The 17,715-nt window shown below is 57.2% G+C and carries 9 protein-coding genes and 2 pseudogenes; 7 read left to right on the top strand and 4 right to left on the bottom strand.

Annotated features, from left to right (window positions below):
- Positions 1-210: 210 nt before the first annotated feature.
- Positions 211-987: pseudogene (locus ACSQ3E_RS05835) on the bottom strand (IS110 family transposase); the annotation flags it as partial.
- A 159-nt stretch (positions 988-1,146) separates the two neighbouring features.
- On the opposite strand from ACSQ3E_RS05835, the gene ACSQ3E_RS05830 reads away from it, so the two are divergent.
- Both ACSQ3E_RS05830 and ACSQ3E_RS05825 read left to right on the top strand, forming a co-directional pair.
- The gene (locus ACSQ3E_RS05830; RefSeq protein WP_310322857.1) at positions 1,147-1,377 is read left to right on the top strand and encodes a hypothetical protein; all 231 of its coding nucleotides are present in this window, start codon (positions 1,147-1,149) and stop codon (positions 1,375-1,377) included.
- A 1,119-nt stretch (positions 1,378-2,496) separates the two neighbouring features.
- Complete coding sequence (locus tag ACSQ3E_RS05825) at positions 2,497-3,219, top strand: GGDEF domain-containing protein (protein WP_310322855.1); 723 nt, start codon at positions 2,497-2,499, stop codon at positions 3,217-3,219.
- A gap of 52 nt (positions 3,220-3,271) precedes the next feature.
- Here ACSQ3E_RS05825 and ACSQ3E_RS05820 read toward each other — a convergent pair whose 3' ends face one another.
- The gene (locus ACSQ3E_RS05820; RefSeq protein WP_310322853.1) at positions 3,272-3,727 is read right to left on the bottom strand and encodes a MucR family transcriptional regulator; all 456 of its coding nucleotides are present in this window, start codon (positions 3,725-3,727) and stop codon (positions 3,272-3,274) included.
- A gap of 362 nt (positions 3,728-4,089) precedes the next feature.
- On the opposite strand from ACSQ3E_RS05820, the gene ACSQ3E_RS05815 reads away from it, so the two are divergent.
- The 5 genes and pseudogenes from ACSQ3E_RS05815 to ACSQ3E_RS05795 all read left to right on the top strand — a co-directional run bounded on the left by ACSQ3E_RS05815 (position 4,090) and on the right by ACSQ3E_RS05795 (position 9,962).
- On the top strand, positions 4,090-4,311 hold the full coding sequence (locus ACSQ3E_RS05815) for a hypothetical protein (protein WP_310322851.1): 222 nt from the start codon (positions 4,090-4,092) through the stop codon (positions 4,309-4,311).
- 82 nt (positions 4,312-4,393) lie between these two features.
- On the top strand, positions 4,394-4,708 hold the full coding sequence (locus ACSQ3E_RS05810) for a transposase (RefSeq protein WP_436121984.1): 315 nt from the start codon (positions 4,394-4,396) through the stop codon (positions 4,706-4,708).
- 27 nt (positions 4,709-4,735) lie between these two features.
- A pseudogene (locus ACSQ3E_RS05805) lies at positions 4,736-5,131 on the top strand (transposase); the annotation flags it as partial.
- Positions 5,132-5,229: 98 nt separating this feature from the next.
- Complete coding sequence (locus ACSQ3E_RS05800) at positions 5,230-7,446, top strand: putative bifunctional diguanylate cyclase/phosphodiesterase (protein ID WP_436121983.1); 2,217 nt, start codon at positions 5,230-5,232, stop codon at positions 7,444-7,446.
- Between the two features lie 2,213 nt (positions 7,447-9,659).
- The gene (locus tag ACSQ3E_RS05795; protein WP_310322848.1) at positions 9,660-9,962 is read left to right on the top strand and encodes a DUF982 domain-containing protein; all 303 of its coding nucleotides are present in this window, start codon (positions 9,660-9,662) and stop codon (positions 9,960-9,962) included.
- Positions 9,963-10,507: 545 nt separating this feature from the next.
- Here the strand turns inward: ACSQ3E_RS05795 and ACSQ3E_RS05790 are convergent.
- Positions 10,508-11,611 carry a TIGR03032 family protein gene (locus ACSQ3E_RS05790; RefSeq protein ID WP_310322847.1) on the bottom strand — a complete coding sequence of 368 codons (1,104 nt, stop codon included), beginning with the start codon at positions 11,609-11,611 and terminating at the stop codon, positions 10,508-10,510.
- 87 nt (positions 11,612-11,698) lie between these two features.
- On the bottom strand, positions 11,699-17,608 hold the full coding sequence (locus ACSQ3E_RS05785; protein ID WP_310322845.1) for a hypothetical protein: 5,910 nt from the start codon (positions 17,606-17,608) through the stop codon (positions 11,699-11,701).
- Between the last annotated feature and the right edge of the window lie 107 nt (positions 17,609-17,715).

The raw sequence follows: 17,715 nt of genomic DNA, 5'->3' as shown, positions 1-17,715 counted from the left end.
GATTGCGTTTTGATCGGCTTTCGGCCGATCGGCTAAAGCTCTCCCGTTCGCAAAACAGTTTTTTGCTGCTCTGCGGCTCTGAACCATTCTCCAATCCGTGCCCTGACGCCGATTGTCTTTGCGGCTCAGTCACATAGTGGCGTTCGGCTCCCGGCTTCCCATGCTCCCATATGAGCGCAATCCGGCGCTGCCGGACTCGCTAGAGGAGAATCAGGACAGTCGGGATATCGTCGACGATGCGCCTTCCTCGCCGCTGGCGCCGCGCCGCTCGTAAGGTCGCTGGTCGCGCAGGATCTGGAAGGCGATCGTCAAAAGCTTGCGCGCCACCGCCACCTTGGCTTTGTTGGTGCCGCGGGACCTCAATCGGTCATACTGGGCTCGGAGCTGAGGGGCCGTCGCAACGGCCGGCGCGACCGCCTCCACGAAGGCCCACCGCAGCCACTTGTTGCCCTGCTTTATAATTCTGCCGTGGTGCGTTTTGCCGCCACTCGAATAGGTCGAGGGAACGAGACCGGCATTGGCGGCCAGTTTCTTCGGGTTGCGGAAGCGGCTGATGTCGTCGATCTCGGCGTCAAGCAGTCTGGCAAAGAACTCCCCAATGCCGGGAATCGTCTTCAACAGCTTCACATTGCCGTTGGTCTTGGTGATCGCGCGGATGGTGGCTTCCGACTGTTTGATGCGCCCCTCGATGTCGCCAATGAACGCCAGTCCGCGATCAATCTGGATACGGTCGATGTCGGAGACATGGATTGCAGCGAGTTGCTGGTGCCCGGCCTTACCGAATAAGTCCCCGAGCTTCTTTAACAGGGCCGTCTGCTCCGGATAGCGATCGAAGACAGTCACGATCCGGTTCTTCACCATCGTGCGCAGCCGCACGTAAAACATCCGCTCGCGAAGGGCGATGCGCAGCTCACGCGCCTTCTCTCCGGGAGCCCACGCTTCGGGCACCAGGTCGGCCCGCGGAAGATGGGCCAGTACCGTCGCATCGCTGCTTACACCCTTGTCCTCTGGCTTGCCGCAGCAGGTCCGGTGCTCGGCAATTGCTCCCAGGCTCCTTGTGCCCAAGTGTATCTCCGGCAATGATCGTGCCCGTCATTGACATTGATTGCGTGATCCGTTGCCAATTAGATTTCGGAAAGGCGTTATATGTCGGATGATCCCCGTGTTGACACCTTGGCGGCAAGTGAGCTGGTGTCGTCGTCGCTACTTGCCTCCCTAGTCGGGATGTTAGGGGCCAAAGGTATTCTCTCTGACGAGGATGTTCACGAGATTTACGAGCAAGCCTTGTTCCTGCTTGAGCAGCACCACGCTGCAGAGCCGGCTCTGGGGGCCATTTATGAGGCTGCGAAACAGATTCTCAAGGCAGAGATGCAATAACCATCATTCATCACCGTGCCAGTTCGTGCCGCGAACGACTCAATTGAAACTGCGCGGCTGCTGCAGCGTACCGCGGCTTCAATTCGATCCGATCAAGGTCAAATTGCCTGTTTGGAAAGCGCGGCGCACGGTGCACCTTGAAGAAAGGCGGACCACATCGTAGGGAGCCCTTGGCAACCGTAGCTGCCATTCGCTGAAGATGAGGGGGCCACCTCAGGGCCGGCCTTCGATTCACATTCACGAATATGGTGAGCCAACAATTTCTATCTTGCTGGCGAACGTGCCGAACAAGAGAATGACTGTACTGGTACTTGGTTTTCGACAGGGCAAATCTTTACAACTGTCTTTGCGCAGCACAACTGGAAATGCGTGGTCACTGTCAGTGGTCGCAGGCCCTGGCGACCCTCACCACACCGCAGCCGATACACTATGCTTTGGTAAACTCGACTGACGGCTGCCGCGAGCGATTTGGCTTAGTGAGAGAACGTAAGAGCTTGCAAAGTTCATGAAGGTCATTCTCAAAGGCCTGCGGATTTGCAAGTACCGCGTTGCAGTGATTGATTTTGCTGGCAGGGGGCAAGTCTGTGCCTGGGGTGTTGACGCGAGGCCCCTCAGGTCTGCTGCCGATACTAGTATCGGCTGCCGTCGCTGCTCCGCCGAGGCACAGCAGGACGATGCTACCGACCAACATTCTTTTAAAAGCCGTCGATGCATAGGGCATGCTCGGTTCCTCCTACTACCGTCAGAGCCTTCAACCCTTCGAAAAATGTGGTTTTATTCTATGTGATAACCTTTAAATTCTTCCGAGCGGATAGTGATTTAGTTTAATCAATGTCTCTAAAAAACCAGACTGCACACCCCAGACCTAATCTCCTGATTGCGACGTCAACCCCGTTGTCGCCGAGTATGGGCCCACCAAGTTTCCAGCAAAAACACCAAGGGCTGGATATGAGTAGCCCGATTTACCGTCCTGCAACGTATATTCCAAAGTGGCGAGGCAGGAACGGCGCGTTGACGCTTGACCAATCATTTTCGCCATTTCATAAGGGATGCTTAATGAGCCTATCCTAATATAAAGAAATGACTCGGCGCAATTTCATTCTCGCAAAAGCAGCTGTCGTGACCGCGATTGCGGTTGTTTCGACTTTTGCACTTTCATTCTCTAGCCGACTAGCCTTTGGAATGCCGATCGACTGGCTCAGTTGGGTCGAGTGCACCGTGATTCCTATTGTTATAGCGATGCCAGTCGCCTCATATATTTTTTATCAGTCTGAGATGTACAAGGAAGCCAGTGAGGCGCTCGCGAGATCGCATGCGGCATTGAGCGAAACCCACGAAAAACTCAACTATTCGACAAGCCATGATCCGGCGACCGGACTCCTGAACCGAGAGGCCTTCATTGGCCACCTGGCACGCGTAGGCCGAGACGAAGAATGCGACATGCTACTCCTGATTGATGCCGATGATTTTACAAAGATCAATGATCAGCACGGCCACGCCAAAGGCGACGAGGCCTTAAATCGGATAGCAAAGGCTCTTTTGTATGCAACTCGACCCAGCGATGTTGTGGGCCGAACTGGAGGGACAGAGTTTGGCGTCATCCTGCGTGACGCCGACAAGGATAGTGCAATGTTGCGTGCGGAGATGATAAGACGGCAAGTCGAGACAATTCGCTGGATGAAAAGCGATCGCGGAAGCATTAGGACGACTGTCAGCATAGGTGGCGCCGAAATGCGGGGCTCGCCCGATACAGCACAGAGCCTGCGTCAAGCGGCTCGATGCTTATATGAGGCAAAGCAGCAGGGACGAAACCGCGTCTCATTCACCTACAAATTGGCCTAGCCTTTCCCGGCGTTTGGACCGGAGGTGTTGCTTCGGGGTCATATTAGGACCTTCATTTGTCGCGGCGCTGCCGCACCTGCGCCTTTTTGGTTCTGCGGCCGAGACCTAGTTCCTTGGCGATCCGCGAGCGTAACGCTGAATAATTGGGAGCAACCATAGGATAATCAGAAGAAAGCCTCCACTTCGCCCGATATTCATCTGGAGTCAGATTGTAGTTTTGGCTGATGTGATTTTTGATAGACTTAAACTTCCGTCCATCTTCCAAGCAGATAATATAATCTACCGTCACAGAGCCTTTAATCGGGACGGCAGGTCTCAATGACCCATACTGAAAATATTGGTCCCTGGGAATATTTATATCAACAAATGATTTGTGAACAATTTCTATCAGATCACCCACGCCGCTTAAAGGTACAGCATTATTTAATAAATAAGCGGAAACGAACCTGGCAGTTAATTCTACATGAGAAATATCCGCTCCACGCCTAACAGAAAGCATTTTCTTCATTCTGTTCCCGTTTGTTTCTATGTGACGAAATGAACTATACGATGCTTTCCGTTAGGGCAACATACAATCAGGGTTGCATAACCTTCTCGAAACTGATACCCTACCGTGCAAATTATCGCGCGCGACCCGCAATGGGTGATTGAGCTTGAGTCATGAGCACGCGCGCGCGTTGCTTGACGCTGCGTTAGGATCGGCTAAATCACCCGCTTAACCCCAGCATTACAAGCCCTGCCCGGGGCGCGCGTATCGCTGGCGCGTGCCGAAAAATGATGACTTACACCCTCGTTCATTGCGTTCGTGAAAATGCCGAGTGCTGAAGCAGCGCTTACATTGCGACAGCAGATCCAAAACTGGATGGTAGAATGCCCGACCTCGAACTGTCCGAAGCCCAGGAGCTGGCGCAGGCGATGGGCGATCCGGAATTCACTTACACTCTTGACGCCGATGAGGCTCTCGAAGTGTTGAAGCTTCTGACCAACGCCAAACTCGACGCCGACACGATGGGGGATCAGCACCTCAGCCGTGAGATCGGCATGGGCATGCAGATCGCAATAGAGATCGCACTCGGCCGTTTAATCCACTGACCATGGCAACGTAGTGCCCGGACCCATAAAAATGTTGGCATCGCTTCGGGTTTGTGTGATTCGTGACTTCCGAAATGGAGACATGATGAAGCGGGACCATTTCTGGCTTACAGAAGAGCAGTTTCGCCGCATCGAACCTCATCTTCCGGCTGACACGCGGCGCAAGGAACGCGTCGACGACCGACGTGGGATCAGAGCGGTAACTTCAGGTTCTGAAGTTGGGCGACGCTGGGTCGATGCGCCACCGGACTACTGGCCGCGCAAGACGCTCCACAATCGGCATGTCCGCTGGGCCAACGGAGTGTGGTCTGATCTCTTTCACGCGCTTGCCAATGCAGGTCCGCCCGAGCAGGTTCTTATCACTCGTAACGCAGTGAGGCGCATCGCTCGGCTGTAAAGGGGAGCAACATCAGGCCATCGGGCGTTCGCGGGCCGGCCGCATCACCAAATGCAATGCCCTGACCGACCGCTATTGTCGCTTGCCTTCATGCTCACCGGCGGACAGGTCGCTGATTGCACAGCGGAAGGCGAGCTTCTAAAACGCCTACCAGACACCCGCATCCTGCATGCCGACAAAGGCTATGATTCAGATGCGATCCGCCACCAGGTCGACCAAAGGCCAACCGTCGGCTCAAATTTCTCGCGACCGTCAGCTATTGGTTATGAGTCTGGGCCAAGCTGGCGCGCGACGCACTCGATCCCTGTAATACCTCGAGTTGGCATCGCTAACCGCAAAGTTGCCCCCCCCCCCCCGGAGAACCCTTCCTACACAGTTATTATTACCACCCACACAGACAGATCCTCGGCACACCATGCTTGATACGATCAACAATTTTAGTAATTAGTTTAGGAATTTCTTATTGAGCCTTAACTTAAGCGTTCAGTTTAATTTATCATTGGGCAGCGGTTTTTCCTTTCATGAGCTATTCAATGGCCGGCGGTGCTCATCTCCCCCCTCGCGGTTCCTCGGGCAATCATAAAAAAGCGGTCATCATAACCGCCGTACTTCTCTCGCTTGGGGTGGCAGCGGCACTAGGGGTCGTCGTCAGCGGCGCCATCTATTCCATCGTGCGTACTGCTGATGAACTCGATGAGACAAGGGCAACCAGCGCAGCCGCGTCTGCAGCAGAGTCACTGCGCTCGCAAATGGCCGGTACAGTTAGAGACAACGCATTCTGGGACGAGGCTTATCGCCAACTGGGTTCGCCAACTCGAGATGCCTGGCTGATCGAGAACTGGGGATTCTCGACTCTGGACCATCCGCTCTATGACATGGCACTGGTGATCGGACCCGACGACAAACCGCTGCTGCACTATCGGCATGGTAAAGCAATGCGCGTGCAGCCCGGTGAGTTTTTCGACAGCTCCCTGGCTCGAATCGTGGAGCGTGCGCGCGCTGCTGATGGCCTGCAAGGAGACGTCCATGCAGAATTCATCGGCACTGTGCACGGGCCTGCGGTAATCGGAGCCGCGCGCATCCGTCCCTTCATTCAAGGGATCCCGCCGCCTAATCCTTACATTCTGATATTTGAGAAGGATCTTGACGCCAAAACGATCAACGAAACTGCTCGAAAATTCAACCTTCGTGGCCTTCAGCTGACTGATAGCCGCGTGGATAGCACTGTTGCGGTCCCGATAAGAGATGTTGACGGAAGTACTGTAGGTTTCCTCAGCCTCCCATCGGAGAAGTCGGGTACACGCAGCTACGAACGTGTACGTCTGCTCATTTTCGGAGCGGCTGCAATCCTGCTCCTGCTGATCATAGGCATTGGAATGATTGGCCTGCTTTCGGTGCGTTCGCTCGCCAAGGAAGAGGCCCGTGCAAGGCGAAGCTCTCTGCACGACCATCTGACCGGTGTGCTCAATCGTCCGGGATTGTCCGAATATGTTGAAAATCTCGCGTCTGACGTGAGCAGTTCGGCGATGATAGGTCTGTGTTTGGTAGACATAGACGGATTCAAAGCCATTAACGACCTGTGGGGCCAGACGATTGGCGATCAACTGCTGGGAGCTGTCGCAGCGCGCTTGACCAAGGATTTGCCAGTGGGAACAACGATATCTCGGTTGGACGGCGATGAGTTCGCAATCGTGTCGGTCGACGCAGCCGGCAAGGTCGCCCATTTGCAATCGGCCGTGAGCGAGGCGTTCGCAGAACCCTTCACGATTGGGCGACGCGAGATCGAGATCAGCGTCAGTGTTGGCGTGACCGAGGCCGTGTTGTCACGGGCTAATTTTCACAACTTGTTACGACAGGCCGAAATGGCTCTGCATCAAGCAAAGCATGGTTCAGCTGGTGTCACTGTCGTGTTTCACCCCGATTTTGAAGCGGAACTTTCTGAACAAGCGAAGCTAGAACAGCAGCTTATCGACGCGTTGGATAGGCGCGAACTGAAGGTCGCATTCCAGCCGGTCGTTGATGCAGGCAACGGGGATCTTTGCGGTGTGGAAGCACTGGCGAGATGGAACAGCAAGACCGGTCCGATTGCTCCTGATATCTTCATACCACTTGCCGAGAGGGCCGGGCTCATTGGCATACTTGGATCCCAAATCCTGGAAGAGGCGATAGTTCAAGGCTCACATTGGCCAGGCTTGCAGATTGCTGTGAATGTCTCCCCAGTGCAGCTCCGCAACCGATATTTCGCGGGAGGCCTAAAGGCCACTCTCGACAAGTTTGCATTTGAGCCTCACCGTCTGACCATCGAGCTTACGGAGGGAGTCCTGATTTCGGATGCCGATCAGGCGAAACGCTCAATCTCCGAGATCAAGGCACTGGGAATCAAGGTTGCTCTCGACGATTTCGGCTCTGGTTTTGCTAGCATCGGCTCCTTGCGGCAATTCCGCTTCGATCGCGTCAAGTTAGACAAGTCGCTTGTCGCCAATATCGAGCACGATGCTAAGGCTGCAGCAGTGTTGGATGCCACTGTCAAACTGGTGAATGCTCTCGGGGTCCCCGTCACAGTCGAAGGAATAGAGAACCGGTACCAGGCGGATTTTGCCCGGGATGCCGGCAGCCATCAATTGCAGGGCTATTGGTTTTCTAAACCTCTGTCGAAGGAAGAACTGAACGAGCGCTTCCTTAGGCGCGACCGCTTGAGAGAGTTTCGGGTGGGTGGTTACGACACCGTCGCCCGCTAGCATAGATATCCGGCCATCAAGGCCGACTCAGTGTTGATTGTATTCATTTACAAGCGTGCTGGTAAGCGCCGGACGAAGAAGACCCCGCTCCCTGACAGGAGCGGGGTCTCAAATGAGCCTCGCAGGTAAAGTACTTGTTGGTAGAGCGCGTCAGGGTGGGGTTGGGGGCGCGCGCGCTACATAGCAACCATATCAAAGCGCAATTCTTAAGCAATGGCTAATATATATCTGACCTCAACATAGTACGGAGGAACACGCGGACAACAGTGAATTCCGACAAAGCTGTCGGAACACCCGACGAATTTGCCGAAAGCGCCATCGACTAGAAAAACATAAAATGCGCGCGCAAGAAACCCGTGGCCGGTGGCAATTCGCGGGGTGTCGTGGGCTTTTGAAGCGCTAAAATGCTTATGGCATATGGCTGCAGGCAGGCACTGCGAAAACTCACCAAGCTGCGATCAATTGTACAACGATCTTTTCTCAGCAATCCAAAACGACGAACTTCACTTGTTTGTTCTGGCCTTTTTCATTCTCCTGTATAAGATGCGGACATTACAAGCAGTTGGATTTTATAGATTGTCAGACGGCTCGTGAGGGCTGCTACCATGGACATAAAGACTGACGAATACAGCGCATGGATCGAAGGGCCTGACCTCTATTTCAGTGGGGTAATGCGTCTAGAGAACAAGACCGCTTCAGAGATCACGTCACTGGTAAGAGACCTCCTCACCTCAGGCCCACCAGTTATTACAGTTCACCTGTCCGACTTGGAATTCATCAACTCGCACGGCAGAAATATTCTGGCAAGATTGGTGATTGAAGCCCGAAGTCATCCTCAGACCCGGATGGTGGTTCGGGGCAATAGCAATATTGTATGGCAGCAACGAACGCTGCCAAATCTAAAGAGAATATATCCGGGCCTACTTCTGCTTCTGGATTGAAAAGCAAAATCCTGCCGGAGGAGGCCTGTCCAAAAAGTCTAGGTGCTTTCGCACCGCGTTTTCAATACACGCTCACCGGGTTGGAGCCCTACAATTCGTCACGGCTCTCCCTTAGGAAGAGATTGGCGGCTTCCCTCGAACCGCGACGACGACGTCAATCGTTAAATCTGTCGATGAGCAGCGCCATTGCGACCTGAACCTGGCACATGGGACAGCAGCTAAGCTTCGGCGTGGAACGGACGACGGAGCCCCTACCGCCACATGCGCAAGAAGCCATTTTTTTGACGCTGCTTAAGTAATAGCTGATTTGCAGCCAAGCTCCGGGCGTGCCCTGCCATTGAGCCCAGCGCCCCTCGACGAGACGGGGCGCGCAGCAGGTTCTTCGCGTCGCTCAGCTTCCTTTTAGCAGCGATACCCTGGTCGATCACTAGACTTGGGACTTGGTTCTTGTAATCATGTTCCGCGACATGGTTCGCCGCAACAATCCATGTCGTTGCCGGCACAGTGACCCTCCAATCGCTCACTGTGCCGGCCGCTGAATGCCGTGTGGCGGTGCACCGGACTGACCAAACTCACCCTCGAGATCGACGAAGACGCGCGCCTTCGACCCGCTCGCCGGTTCAAGCACCTCGACCGACGCTGTCGGAACCGTTTGGGCTGCCGACGATTGATTCCAGGCGTCCCAGAGGAGATGTTCTGGATGGATAGGAACACAGGCATTTACGCGATGACTGTGGCCGTCGCATTTGCGGTGGCTACCCTCCTGGCCATCGGGCTCACGGACCGTGCGCGGGATCCTGGCCCCATTCAGGAAGCCGCCCCGCACACACTCAACTAGTGATACCCGCAGTTGGCACCCGATTTTTTGTGAACATCATATCGGGGAACGGGAGGCTTGGTTGAGTGGACCATGGGCGGCCAGCGGTTTGATCGTAGGGGGATGGTTCAGGACCATCTGCTGAAGAAGTCCACGTCACTGGGTGGCGCGCTGTTGACCGCCCTTTGAGGCTAGCAAGAGTTGCGTGGTATTCTGCTTGTCTGCAGCAGGTCGAACACCAATCTTCTGTGATTCCAGGGGTGACCACCAACCCAGCAGCCCGGCTACCCATCCCCGGGTCTCCTCATGCTGAACCAGCCTAGCGGTCGATGTTGAACTTTCATCAAGGCTTCTTGAAGCGGGGGATGTGCCGACACATATCGATTGCGGGCCGCTGCCGCTGTCGGCATAGGCCTTTACAGAAACGCAAACTTTCGTTCGACTTGGAGAATCTGATGAGCGATCGGATGTTTGACAGTCCCGTTTTCGTGAAATCCGGAAACAGCCTAATCGAGGAGGTTGCCTGCCTGGAGGACGCCCTCGAATTTCTGTACGAATGGCCCAAGAACCGCCGCGACACTATCTACGAAACAGCGCTTCGGGCGTGCCAGCGAGCGTTTGATAGCGGATATCCGCTTGCCGCTGCGAAGCAGGCTTTCTGCGGCTTTGCCAAATCGGCCAAGATACTCGAAGACGTCAGATTGCCGTTGCCATGGACAGTAGGCGGCAAGACTGGCGCAAGCGGTCGTGGCACTTGATCGGGGGGCTCGCCATGCTCGCGCAGGCTTTCGAAAAGCCGATCCTTGCCTGGGTCGGACGGTCGGACTTGGATATCCTCGCCAACTCGATATCGTCGTCGACGCTTATCAGAGTTTGTGATGGAATGGTGCGGCAAAGGCTCAGAGCAACGAGCCGCGATCAGATAGAGACAGCCACAGCTATCTTCATGGCCTTTACTCGCAGAAGGACAGAAGGACATCCTGCTTCAACACGATGATGCCTCCGGTCTGGAGCGCACTGCAATGACCCGACCCGTTGGCGCTGTAGAGCGAGACCTGTCGCGACGCCGTCCGGCACGTTTCAATCCATACGCATACGCCCGAGGGTGTCGGCGAGCGCGGCTCTTCCTGCGGATGTTCGAGCGCAGGTAAGGGTCGTGAGGGCGCAGATTCCCTAGAATGATCGCGATCATGGTTCCTTGCGTGCAGAGTCGTGTACGTTCAATCTGAAACGGGTTTTGCCTAACCCACCGCCGGTGTCGATCGAAAAGACCTTGGGTACAAACTGAACCAGACCAGCAGGGTCAGCCAACTGGTCCAAAGGACAGCGTACGACGAATTTCTGATCCCATGGGCCCAAGCGCTGCGGGTTGAGCCTTTCCGGGGATCACGGCAACATCATAAAGCTCGCTTACCACCCCTTCGATCGTCAGAGAGTGGACGATGTCCCCACTGTCGAGGTTGACAACATAGAGGCCGCAGCGTGGTTCCATCTTGCGTGTGTTGAGGCGTTGATCAAGCGCGAGGCCAGAGAACGTCTTGTTGTCGCGGGGTTTCGACAGTCCCATGACAGCGAAGTTTCCGATGAACGACAAGCCGCGAAGGTAACCGGGACAAAAACACGTCGGATTGAACATGTTTGTTGTTAGATCGACCCAGCCGAACTCGCCTGTTCCGGAATTGTGAACCCACAGCCTCTCGCGGTGCCAGCGGGGCGAATGCGGCATGCTCAAGCCCGAGCAGACGATCTTGCCGCTCTCTATTTCGATGACGATGCCACCGTTTTGGCGCTGGTCGCGCCAGCCGTCGAACGTGTCACTGTTGGCCACCGCAGTGACGAAAGCAGGCTTGCCATCGCGTATCGCAACGCCGTTTAGGTGACATCTGTCTTCTGCCGCCATGCGACTTATGAACGGCGGTTGCCACAAGGGTGTAAAGCTAAAGCAGCTACTGACTGTTGCTAAGCAATTGAACAGCGTATTTGCAAAGACCAACTCCCCATCAGATCCGATAACGAGATCATGGGCATCAAGGTCCCCGGTAAAATAGCCAACCTGCGGCACAAAAAGCGCATCATGACCTTCGCTGCTTTTCTGTCCGGGTTCGAACGCGTTTACGAACTTGAAGATCTGGGTGTCGCCGGTGACCCACAAATCGTTGTCGCGGATTGCCAGGCCAAGACAGCGGCCGACATTTCGGTTGAACACCCAGAGCTTTCCGTCAGGCTGGACACCAAAGAAGAACAGCTTGCCAACTTGATAGGTCGTGACTGCCAGGCTTGTATCTTGTTGTTTAAGCCATGCAGTAAACCCGCGTGACGTGTTAACGGTGAAGAGTGGATCGCCGCCGGCTGCTTTGGCAGCATCCGCTGGATTGGCATCTGATTGCGAGCTGACCAACTTGTCCATGTGCTCCCCCTTTTTACCTACCCACCTACATATCTACCATGATCCGGCTCAGCCGGATCATGGTATCGCGAGGACCTACCGGGAAGCTCAGGGCAAAACTCCTGCGATGTTGATGTCGGTATCGACGATCAGCTGGGCCTGTCCGTTCTCGAATATAGTGAATGTATCGTCGTCGATCGTCGTCGTCCCGACATTGGTCCAGCCGGTCTCGAGTGTACTGACACTGTCGCCGGCATCGCCGTGAACGGTGAGACGCGTGAAGCCTCCGAGCGTGTCGTCAGACAAGTCAAACAGATCACGCGCACCGAGGACCAGATTGTTGTTGCCAGTCCCCGCCAGATCGATCATCTCGATGCTGGTGACCTTGGCGGGAAGGATCACAGAGAAGTCGAACATGTCGCCCGAGCCGTCGAGCCGCAATGTATCGATGCCGGCGCCGCCATCGATGTCGGCAAAGCCGGTGCCGGAGACCCCGAGCACATCGTTGCCGGCACCGCCGCGCAGAATGTCCGCCCCGCCGCCACTGGTCAGGGTATCATTGCCGAGACCGCCGATCAGTATTTCGGCGGCGGCTGTGCCAGTGGTCGTTACCGGTGTCGAGTCTCGCCCGAAGGCCCCGCCGAGTACCACATAGGCCTCGCCGGCACTGCTACCGCCATTGTCGCCGGAGCCTGCCCCAATGATCAGATCATCGAAGCCGTCATCATTGACGTCGCCCGCCGAAGATACGCTTTGACCCGCTAAGTCACTTGGCGCATCTCCCTGCACGATGAAGCCCTGGGCAGCGGTCATGGTCGAGAGGTCGATGTTGACCGGAGCTGCTCTGCCGAACACCACATAGGCCCCGCCGGCTTCGAGGCCGCCATTGTCGCCGAACGGTGCCCCGACGATGAGATCAGCGAAGCCGTCGCCATTGACGTCGCCCGCCGAGGAGACGCTAAAGCCCGCCTCGTCACCTGCCACATCGCCTTGGATGATAAAGCCTTGCGCGGCAGTGATCGTTGTGAGGTCGATGTTAGCCGGAGAAGCGCTGCCGAACACCACGTAGGCCTCGCCGGCATTGCTGCCGCCATCGTCGCCGAATGGTGCCCCGACGATCAAATCGTCGAGGCCATCGCCATTGACGTCGCCCGCCGAGCACACGCTAAAGCCCGCCAAGTCAACTAAAACATCACCCTGGATGACAAAGCCTTGTGCGGCGGTGAGGGTTGTAAGATCGATATTGGCTGGGGAAGCACTGCCGAACACCACATACGCCTCGCCGGCGTTGCTGCCGCCATTATCGCCATTTGGCGCCCCGACGATCAGGTCGTCGAAGCCGTCGCCATTGACATCGCCCGCCGAGGACACACTACGGCCAGCCTGATCATCTGACGCGTCTCCCTGTATGATGATCCCTTGCGCAGCAGTGAGGGTTGTGAGGTCAATGTTGACCGGGCTGGTGCCGCCGAACACAACATACGCCTCGCCCGCACTGAAGCCGCCATTATCGCCATTTGGCGCCCCCAATATCAGGTCGTCGAAGCCGTCGCCGTTGATATCGCCCGCTGACGAGACGCTGAAGCCCGCCTGGTCACCTGCTACATCGCCCTGGATGATGATCCCTTGCATGGCGGTGAGAGTTGTGAGGTCGATATTGACCGGGGAAGCTCCACCGAACACGACGTAGGCCTCGCCGGCTTCAGCGCCACCATTGTCGCCAGCGCGCGCGCCGACGATCAGGTCGTCGAAGCCGTCGCCATTGACATCACCTGCCGAGGAGACGCTCCAGCCCGCCTGGTCACCTGCAACGTCGCCTTGGATGATGATCCCTTGCGCGGCAGTCAGGGTTGTGAGGTCGATGTTGACCGGGAAAGCGCCGCCGAACACAACATACGCCTCGCCGGCTTCAGTTCCGCCATTGTCGCCATTTGGTGCTCCGACGATCAGGTCGTCAAAGCCGTCGCCATTGATATCGCCCGCCGAGGAGACGCTGTAGCCCACAATGTCACCCGCCGTATCGCCCTGGATAATCATCCCTTGAGCGGCGGTGAGTGTCGTGAGATCGATGGTCCTGGCAAAGTTCGCGATGACGCCGTATTCGACCCGCAGCTCCGCGTTGCCATTGGTGTAGCGCTCGTAACTCTCGCCGCTGACAGTGATGCTGCCCTGATAGAACCACCCTGCATCGGCGACATTGACGACATCGCCAGCATTGCCTGTCACGGTGAGGACAGCCATGCCGTTGGCGCGCTCCTCACTCAGGTCGAGCACGCTGAGCCGGTCCACCGTCAAGCTGTTGTTGCCGCTGCCGGTCAGATCGATTAGCTCGATCGAGGTGATTTCGGCCGGAAGGGTGGTGGCCAGATTGAGGGCGGTGCCGCTGCCCTCTAAACGCAGCGTATCGATGCCGGTGCCGCCATCGAGATCGGCAAAGCCGGTACTGGATACGGCGAGCACATCGTCGCCGGCACCACCGCGCAGAATGTCGGCGCCACCACCGCCGGTGAGGGCGTCATTGCCGAGCCCGCCGATCAGCATTTCGGCTCCCGCCGTGCCGGTGGTCGTCACCGGTGTTGAGCCAAGCCCGAAGGTTCCGCCCAGCACGACATAGGCCTCGCCGGCATTGCTGCCGCCATTGTCCCCGAAAGGGGACCCGACGATCAAATCGTCGAAACCGTCGTTATTGACGTCGCCCACCGAGGACACGCTCCACCCTGTCCGATCCCCTGCCACGTCACCCTGGATGATGAAACCTTGCGTAGCGTTGAGGGTTGTGAGGTCGATATTGACTGGAGACGAACTGCCGAACACCACATAGGCCTCGCCGGCACTGCTTCCGCCATCGTCGCCATAGCGCGCCCCGACGATCAAATCGTCGAAGCCATCGCCATTGACATCCCCCGCCGAGGAGACGCTCCAGCCCGCATAGTCACCTGCCGCATCGCCCTGAATGACAAAGCCTTGTGCGGCGGTGAGGGTGGTGAGGTCGATATTGACCGGGGTTGCCCCCCCGAACACCACATAGGCCTCACCGGCATTGCTTCCACCATTGTCGCCCGAGACTGCACCAACGATCAGATCGTCGAAGCCGTCACCATTAACATCGCCGGCAGAGGAGACGCTGAAACCGGCCTGGTCGAACGGGACATCGCCCTGAATGATGAAACCTTGTGCGGCCGTGAGGGTTGTGAGGTCGATGTTAGCGGGCGATGCACTGCCGAATACTACATAGGCCTCGCCGGCAAAGTTACCGCCATTGCTGCCGCCCGGTGCGCCGACAATGAGGTCATCGAAGCCGTCGCCATTGACGTCGCCTGCTGAAGCGACACTGAACCCTGCCAAGTCATCATATGTATCGCCCTGGATGACGAAGCCCTCGGCGGCGGTGAGATTGGTGAGGTCTACATTGATTGAGGAAGCGCCGCCGAATAGCACATAAGCCTCGCCGGCATTGTAGCCGCCATCATCGCCGAATTTTGCTCCCACGATTATGTCGTCGAAGCCGTCGCCATTGACATCGCCCGCCGAGGCGACGCTCCAACCTACCTGGTCGCCTGCGATATCGCCCTGGATGATGACACCTTGGGCAGGCGTGAGGACGCTGAGGTCTACGTTGGCTGGGGAAGCGCCGCCGAACACCACATAGGCCTCTCCGGCACTGGTGCCGCCATTGTCACCATAAGGCGCTCCGACGATCAGGTCGTCGAAGCCGTCACCATTGACATCGCCCGCCGACGATACGCTTCGGCCCAGCTGGTCATTTGTTACATCACCCTGGATGATGAACCCCTGTGCGGCAGTCATGGTCGTGAGGTCGACGTTGACCGGGGTCGCCCCCCCGAACACCACATAGGCCTCCCCGGCCTCGGCGCCGCCGTTGTCCCCCCCTAGCGCTCCGACGATAAGGTCGTCAAAGCCATCGCCATTGACGTCGCCTGCCGAGGAAACGCTCCAGCCCGCAAAGTCTCCTGCCGCATCACCCTGGACAATGAAACCTTGCGCGGCACTCATCGTGGTGAGGTCGATGGTTCGTGCAAAGTTTGCCGTGACACCGTTCTCGACCCGCAACTCCGCATTGCCGTTGGTGTAGCGTTCGTAACTATCACCTCCCACGGTAATGCTACCCTGATAGAACCAGCCCGCGTCAGCGACGTTGACAACATCGCCAGCGTTGCCGTTCACAGTAAGAATGGCTACGCCACTGACGCGTTCTTCGCTTAGGTCGAGGATGCTCAGCCGGTCCACGGTCAGGCTGTTGTTGCCGCTGCCGGTCAGGTCGATTTTCTCGATAGAGGTGATTTCGGCAGGAAGGGTTGTGGCCAGATTGAGCGACAAGCCGTTCCCGTCGAGCCGCAGAGTATCAGTGCCGGCGCCACCATCGACGTCGGCAAAATCAGTGCTGGAAACGCCGAGCACATCGTCGCCGGCACCGCCGCGCAGGATGTCGGCGCCGCCACCACCGGTGAGTATATCATTGCCGAGACCGCCGATTAGCATTTCGGCAGCGCCTGTGCCCATGGTCGTCACTGGTGTTGACCCTAGACCAAAGGCTCCGCCCAGGATCACGTAGGCCTCACCGGCCGCAGTGCCTCCGTCATCGCCAAGAGGCGCGCTGACCAGGATGTCATCGAAGCCGTCACCGTTGACGTCGCCTGCCGCCGAGACGCTCCACCCCGCTTTGTCTGCGACGGCATCGCCGAGAATGGCAAATCCCTGGCTTGCGGTCATCGTAGTGAGGTCGATGTTGCCGGGCGAAGCGCTGCCAAACACGACATAGGCGCTGCCTGGCGTTGGCCCGCCAAAATAGTCAGTCAGTGGGGCGCCGACGATAATGTCATCGAAGCCGTCCCCGTTGACATCGCCCGCCGAGGACACGCTACGCCCCGCAGAGTCGTCAGCAACGTCGCCCTGTATTATGAAGCCCTGTGCCGGGGTCAGGGTAGTCAGATCGATGTTTACAGGCGCCGTACGGCCAAAGATCACATAGGCCTCACCGGCATTTCCGCCGCCATTGTCGCCACCCGGGGCGCCAACGATGATGTCATCGAAGCCGTCGCCATTGACGTCGCCAGCTGACGATACACTGTAGCCGGCATTGTCCAGAGAGACGTCACCTTGGATGATGAAACCCTGGGCGGGGGTCAGAGTAGTCAGGTCGATATTGACCGGTGAGGCGCTACCGAGGATCACGTAAGCTTCACCCGCGCTGCCCCCGCCATTGCTGCCGCTCGGTGCACCGACAATGATGTCGTCGAAGCCGTCTCCGTTGACGTCGCCAGCTGATGATACGCTGCGACCCGCATAGTCCCCAGCAACGTCCCCCTGGATGACGAAGCCCTGGACGGGAGTCAGTGTGGTCAAGTCGATGTTAATCGGCGAGGCACTGCCAAAGATCACATAGGATTCGCCCGCACTGTAGCCACCGTCGTCGCCTCTGAACGCCCCTATGATGAGATCGTCGAAGCCGTCGCCGTTGACGTCGCCGGCTGATGAGACGCTCCATGCGGCAAAATCTTCGGCGGCATCGCCTTGGACGGTAATGCCCTGAACGGGGGTGAGCGTGCTCAGATCTATGTTGACCGGCGCCGCACTTCCAAAGATCACAGAGGCTTCACCGGCGCGATTGCCACCATCGTCGCCCAGGGGTGCGCCGACGATCAGGTCTGCAAAGCCGTCGCCGTTAATGTCCCCGGCGCCGGAAACGGCTCGACCGGCCGTGTCTGCTGCGGCATCGCCGCTGATGATGAAGCCTTGGGTCGGCGTCAAGTTGGCCAGATCGAGGTTGGTCAGCGAGGCGCCGCCGAAGATGACATACGCTCTCCCGGCTTGGGATTCGCCAATCAAACTGTCTGCAAAAGGCGCGCCAATAATGATGTCGTCAAAGCCGTCGCCGTTGACGTCACCTGCTGAGGATATGCTCCAACCGGCCCTGTCGCCGGGATCTTCACCTTGGATGACGAAGCCCTGTGCAAGGGTTAGGGTCGTAAGATCGATTGTCGCTTGGCTAGATACCACACTGTAGCTCTGGGTGTCGGTGGCGGTGGTCTGGTTGCCGGCCGCATCGGTGGTGATGACACTGGCCGCGACGGTGGCGTCGGGGTCGGCAGCAAGGTCGGCGCCGG

It is taken from the genome of Aminobacter sp. LjRoot7, from assembly GCF_964252895.1.
Taxonomy (GTDB): Bacteria; Pseudomonadota; Alphaproteobacteria; order Rhizobiales; family Rhizobiaceae; genus Aminobacter; species Aminobacter aminovorans_B.
Note: the sequence above shows the minus strand (reverse complement) of the source record. Positions and strands in the feature narration are given on the sequence as shown.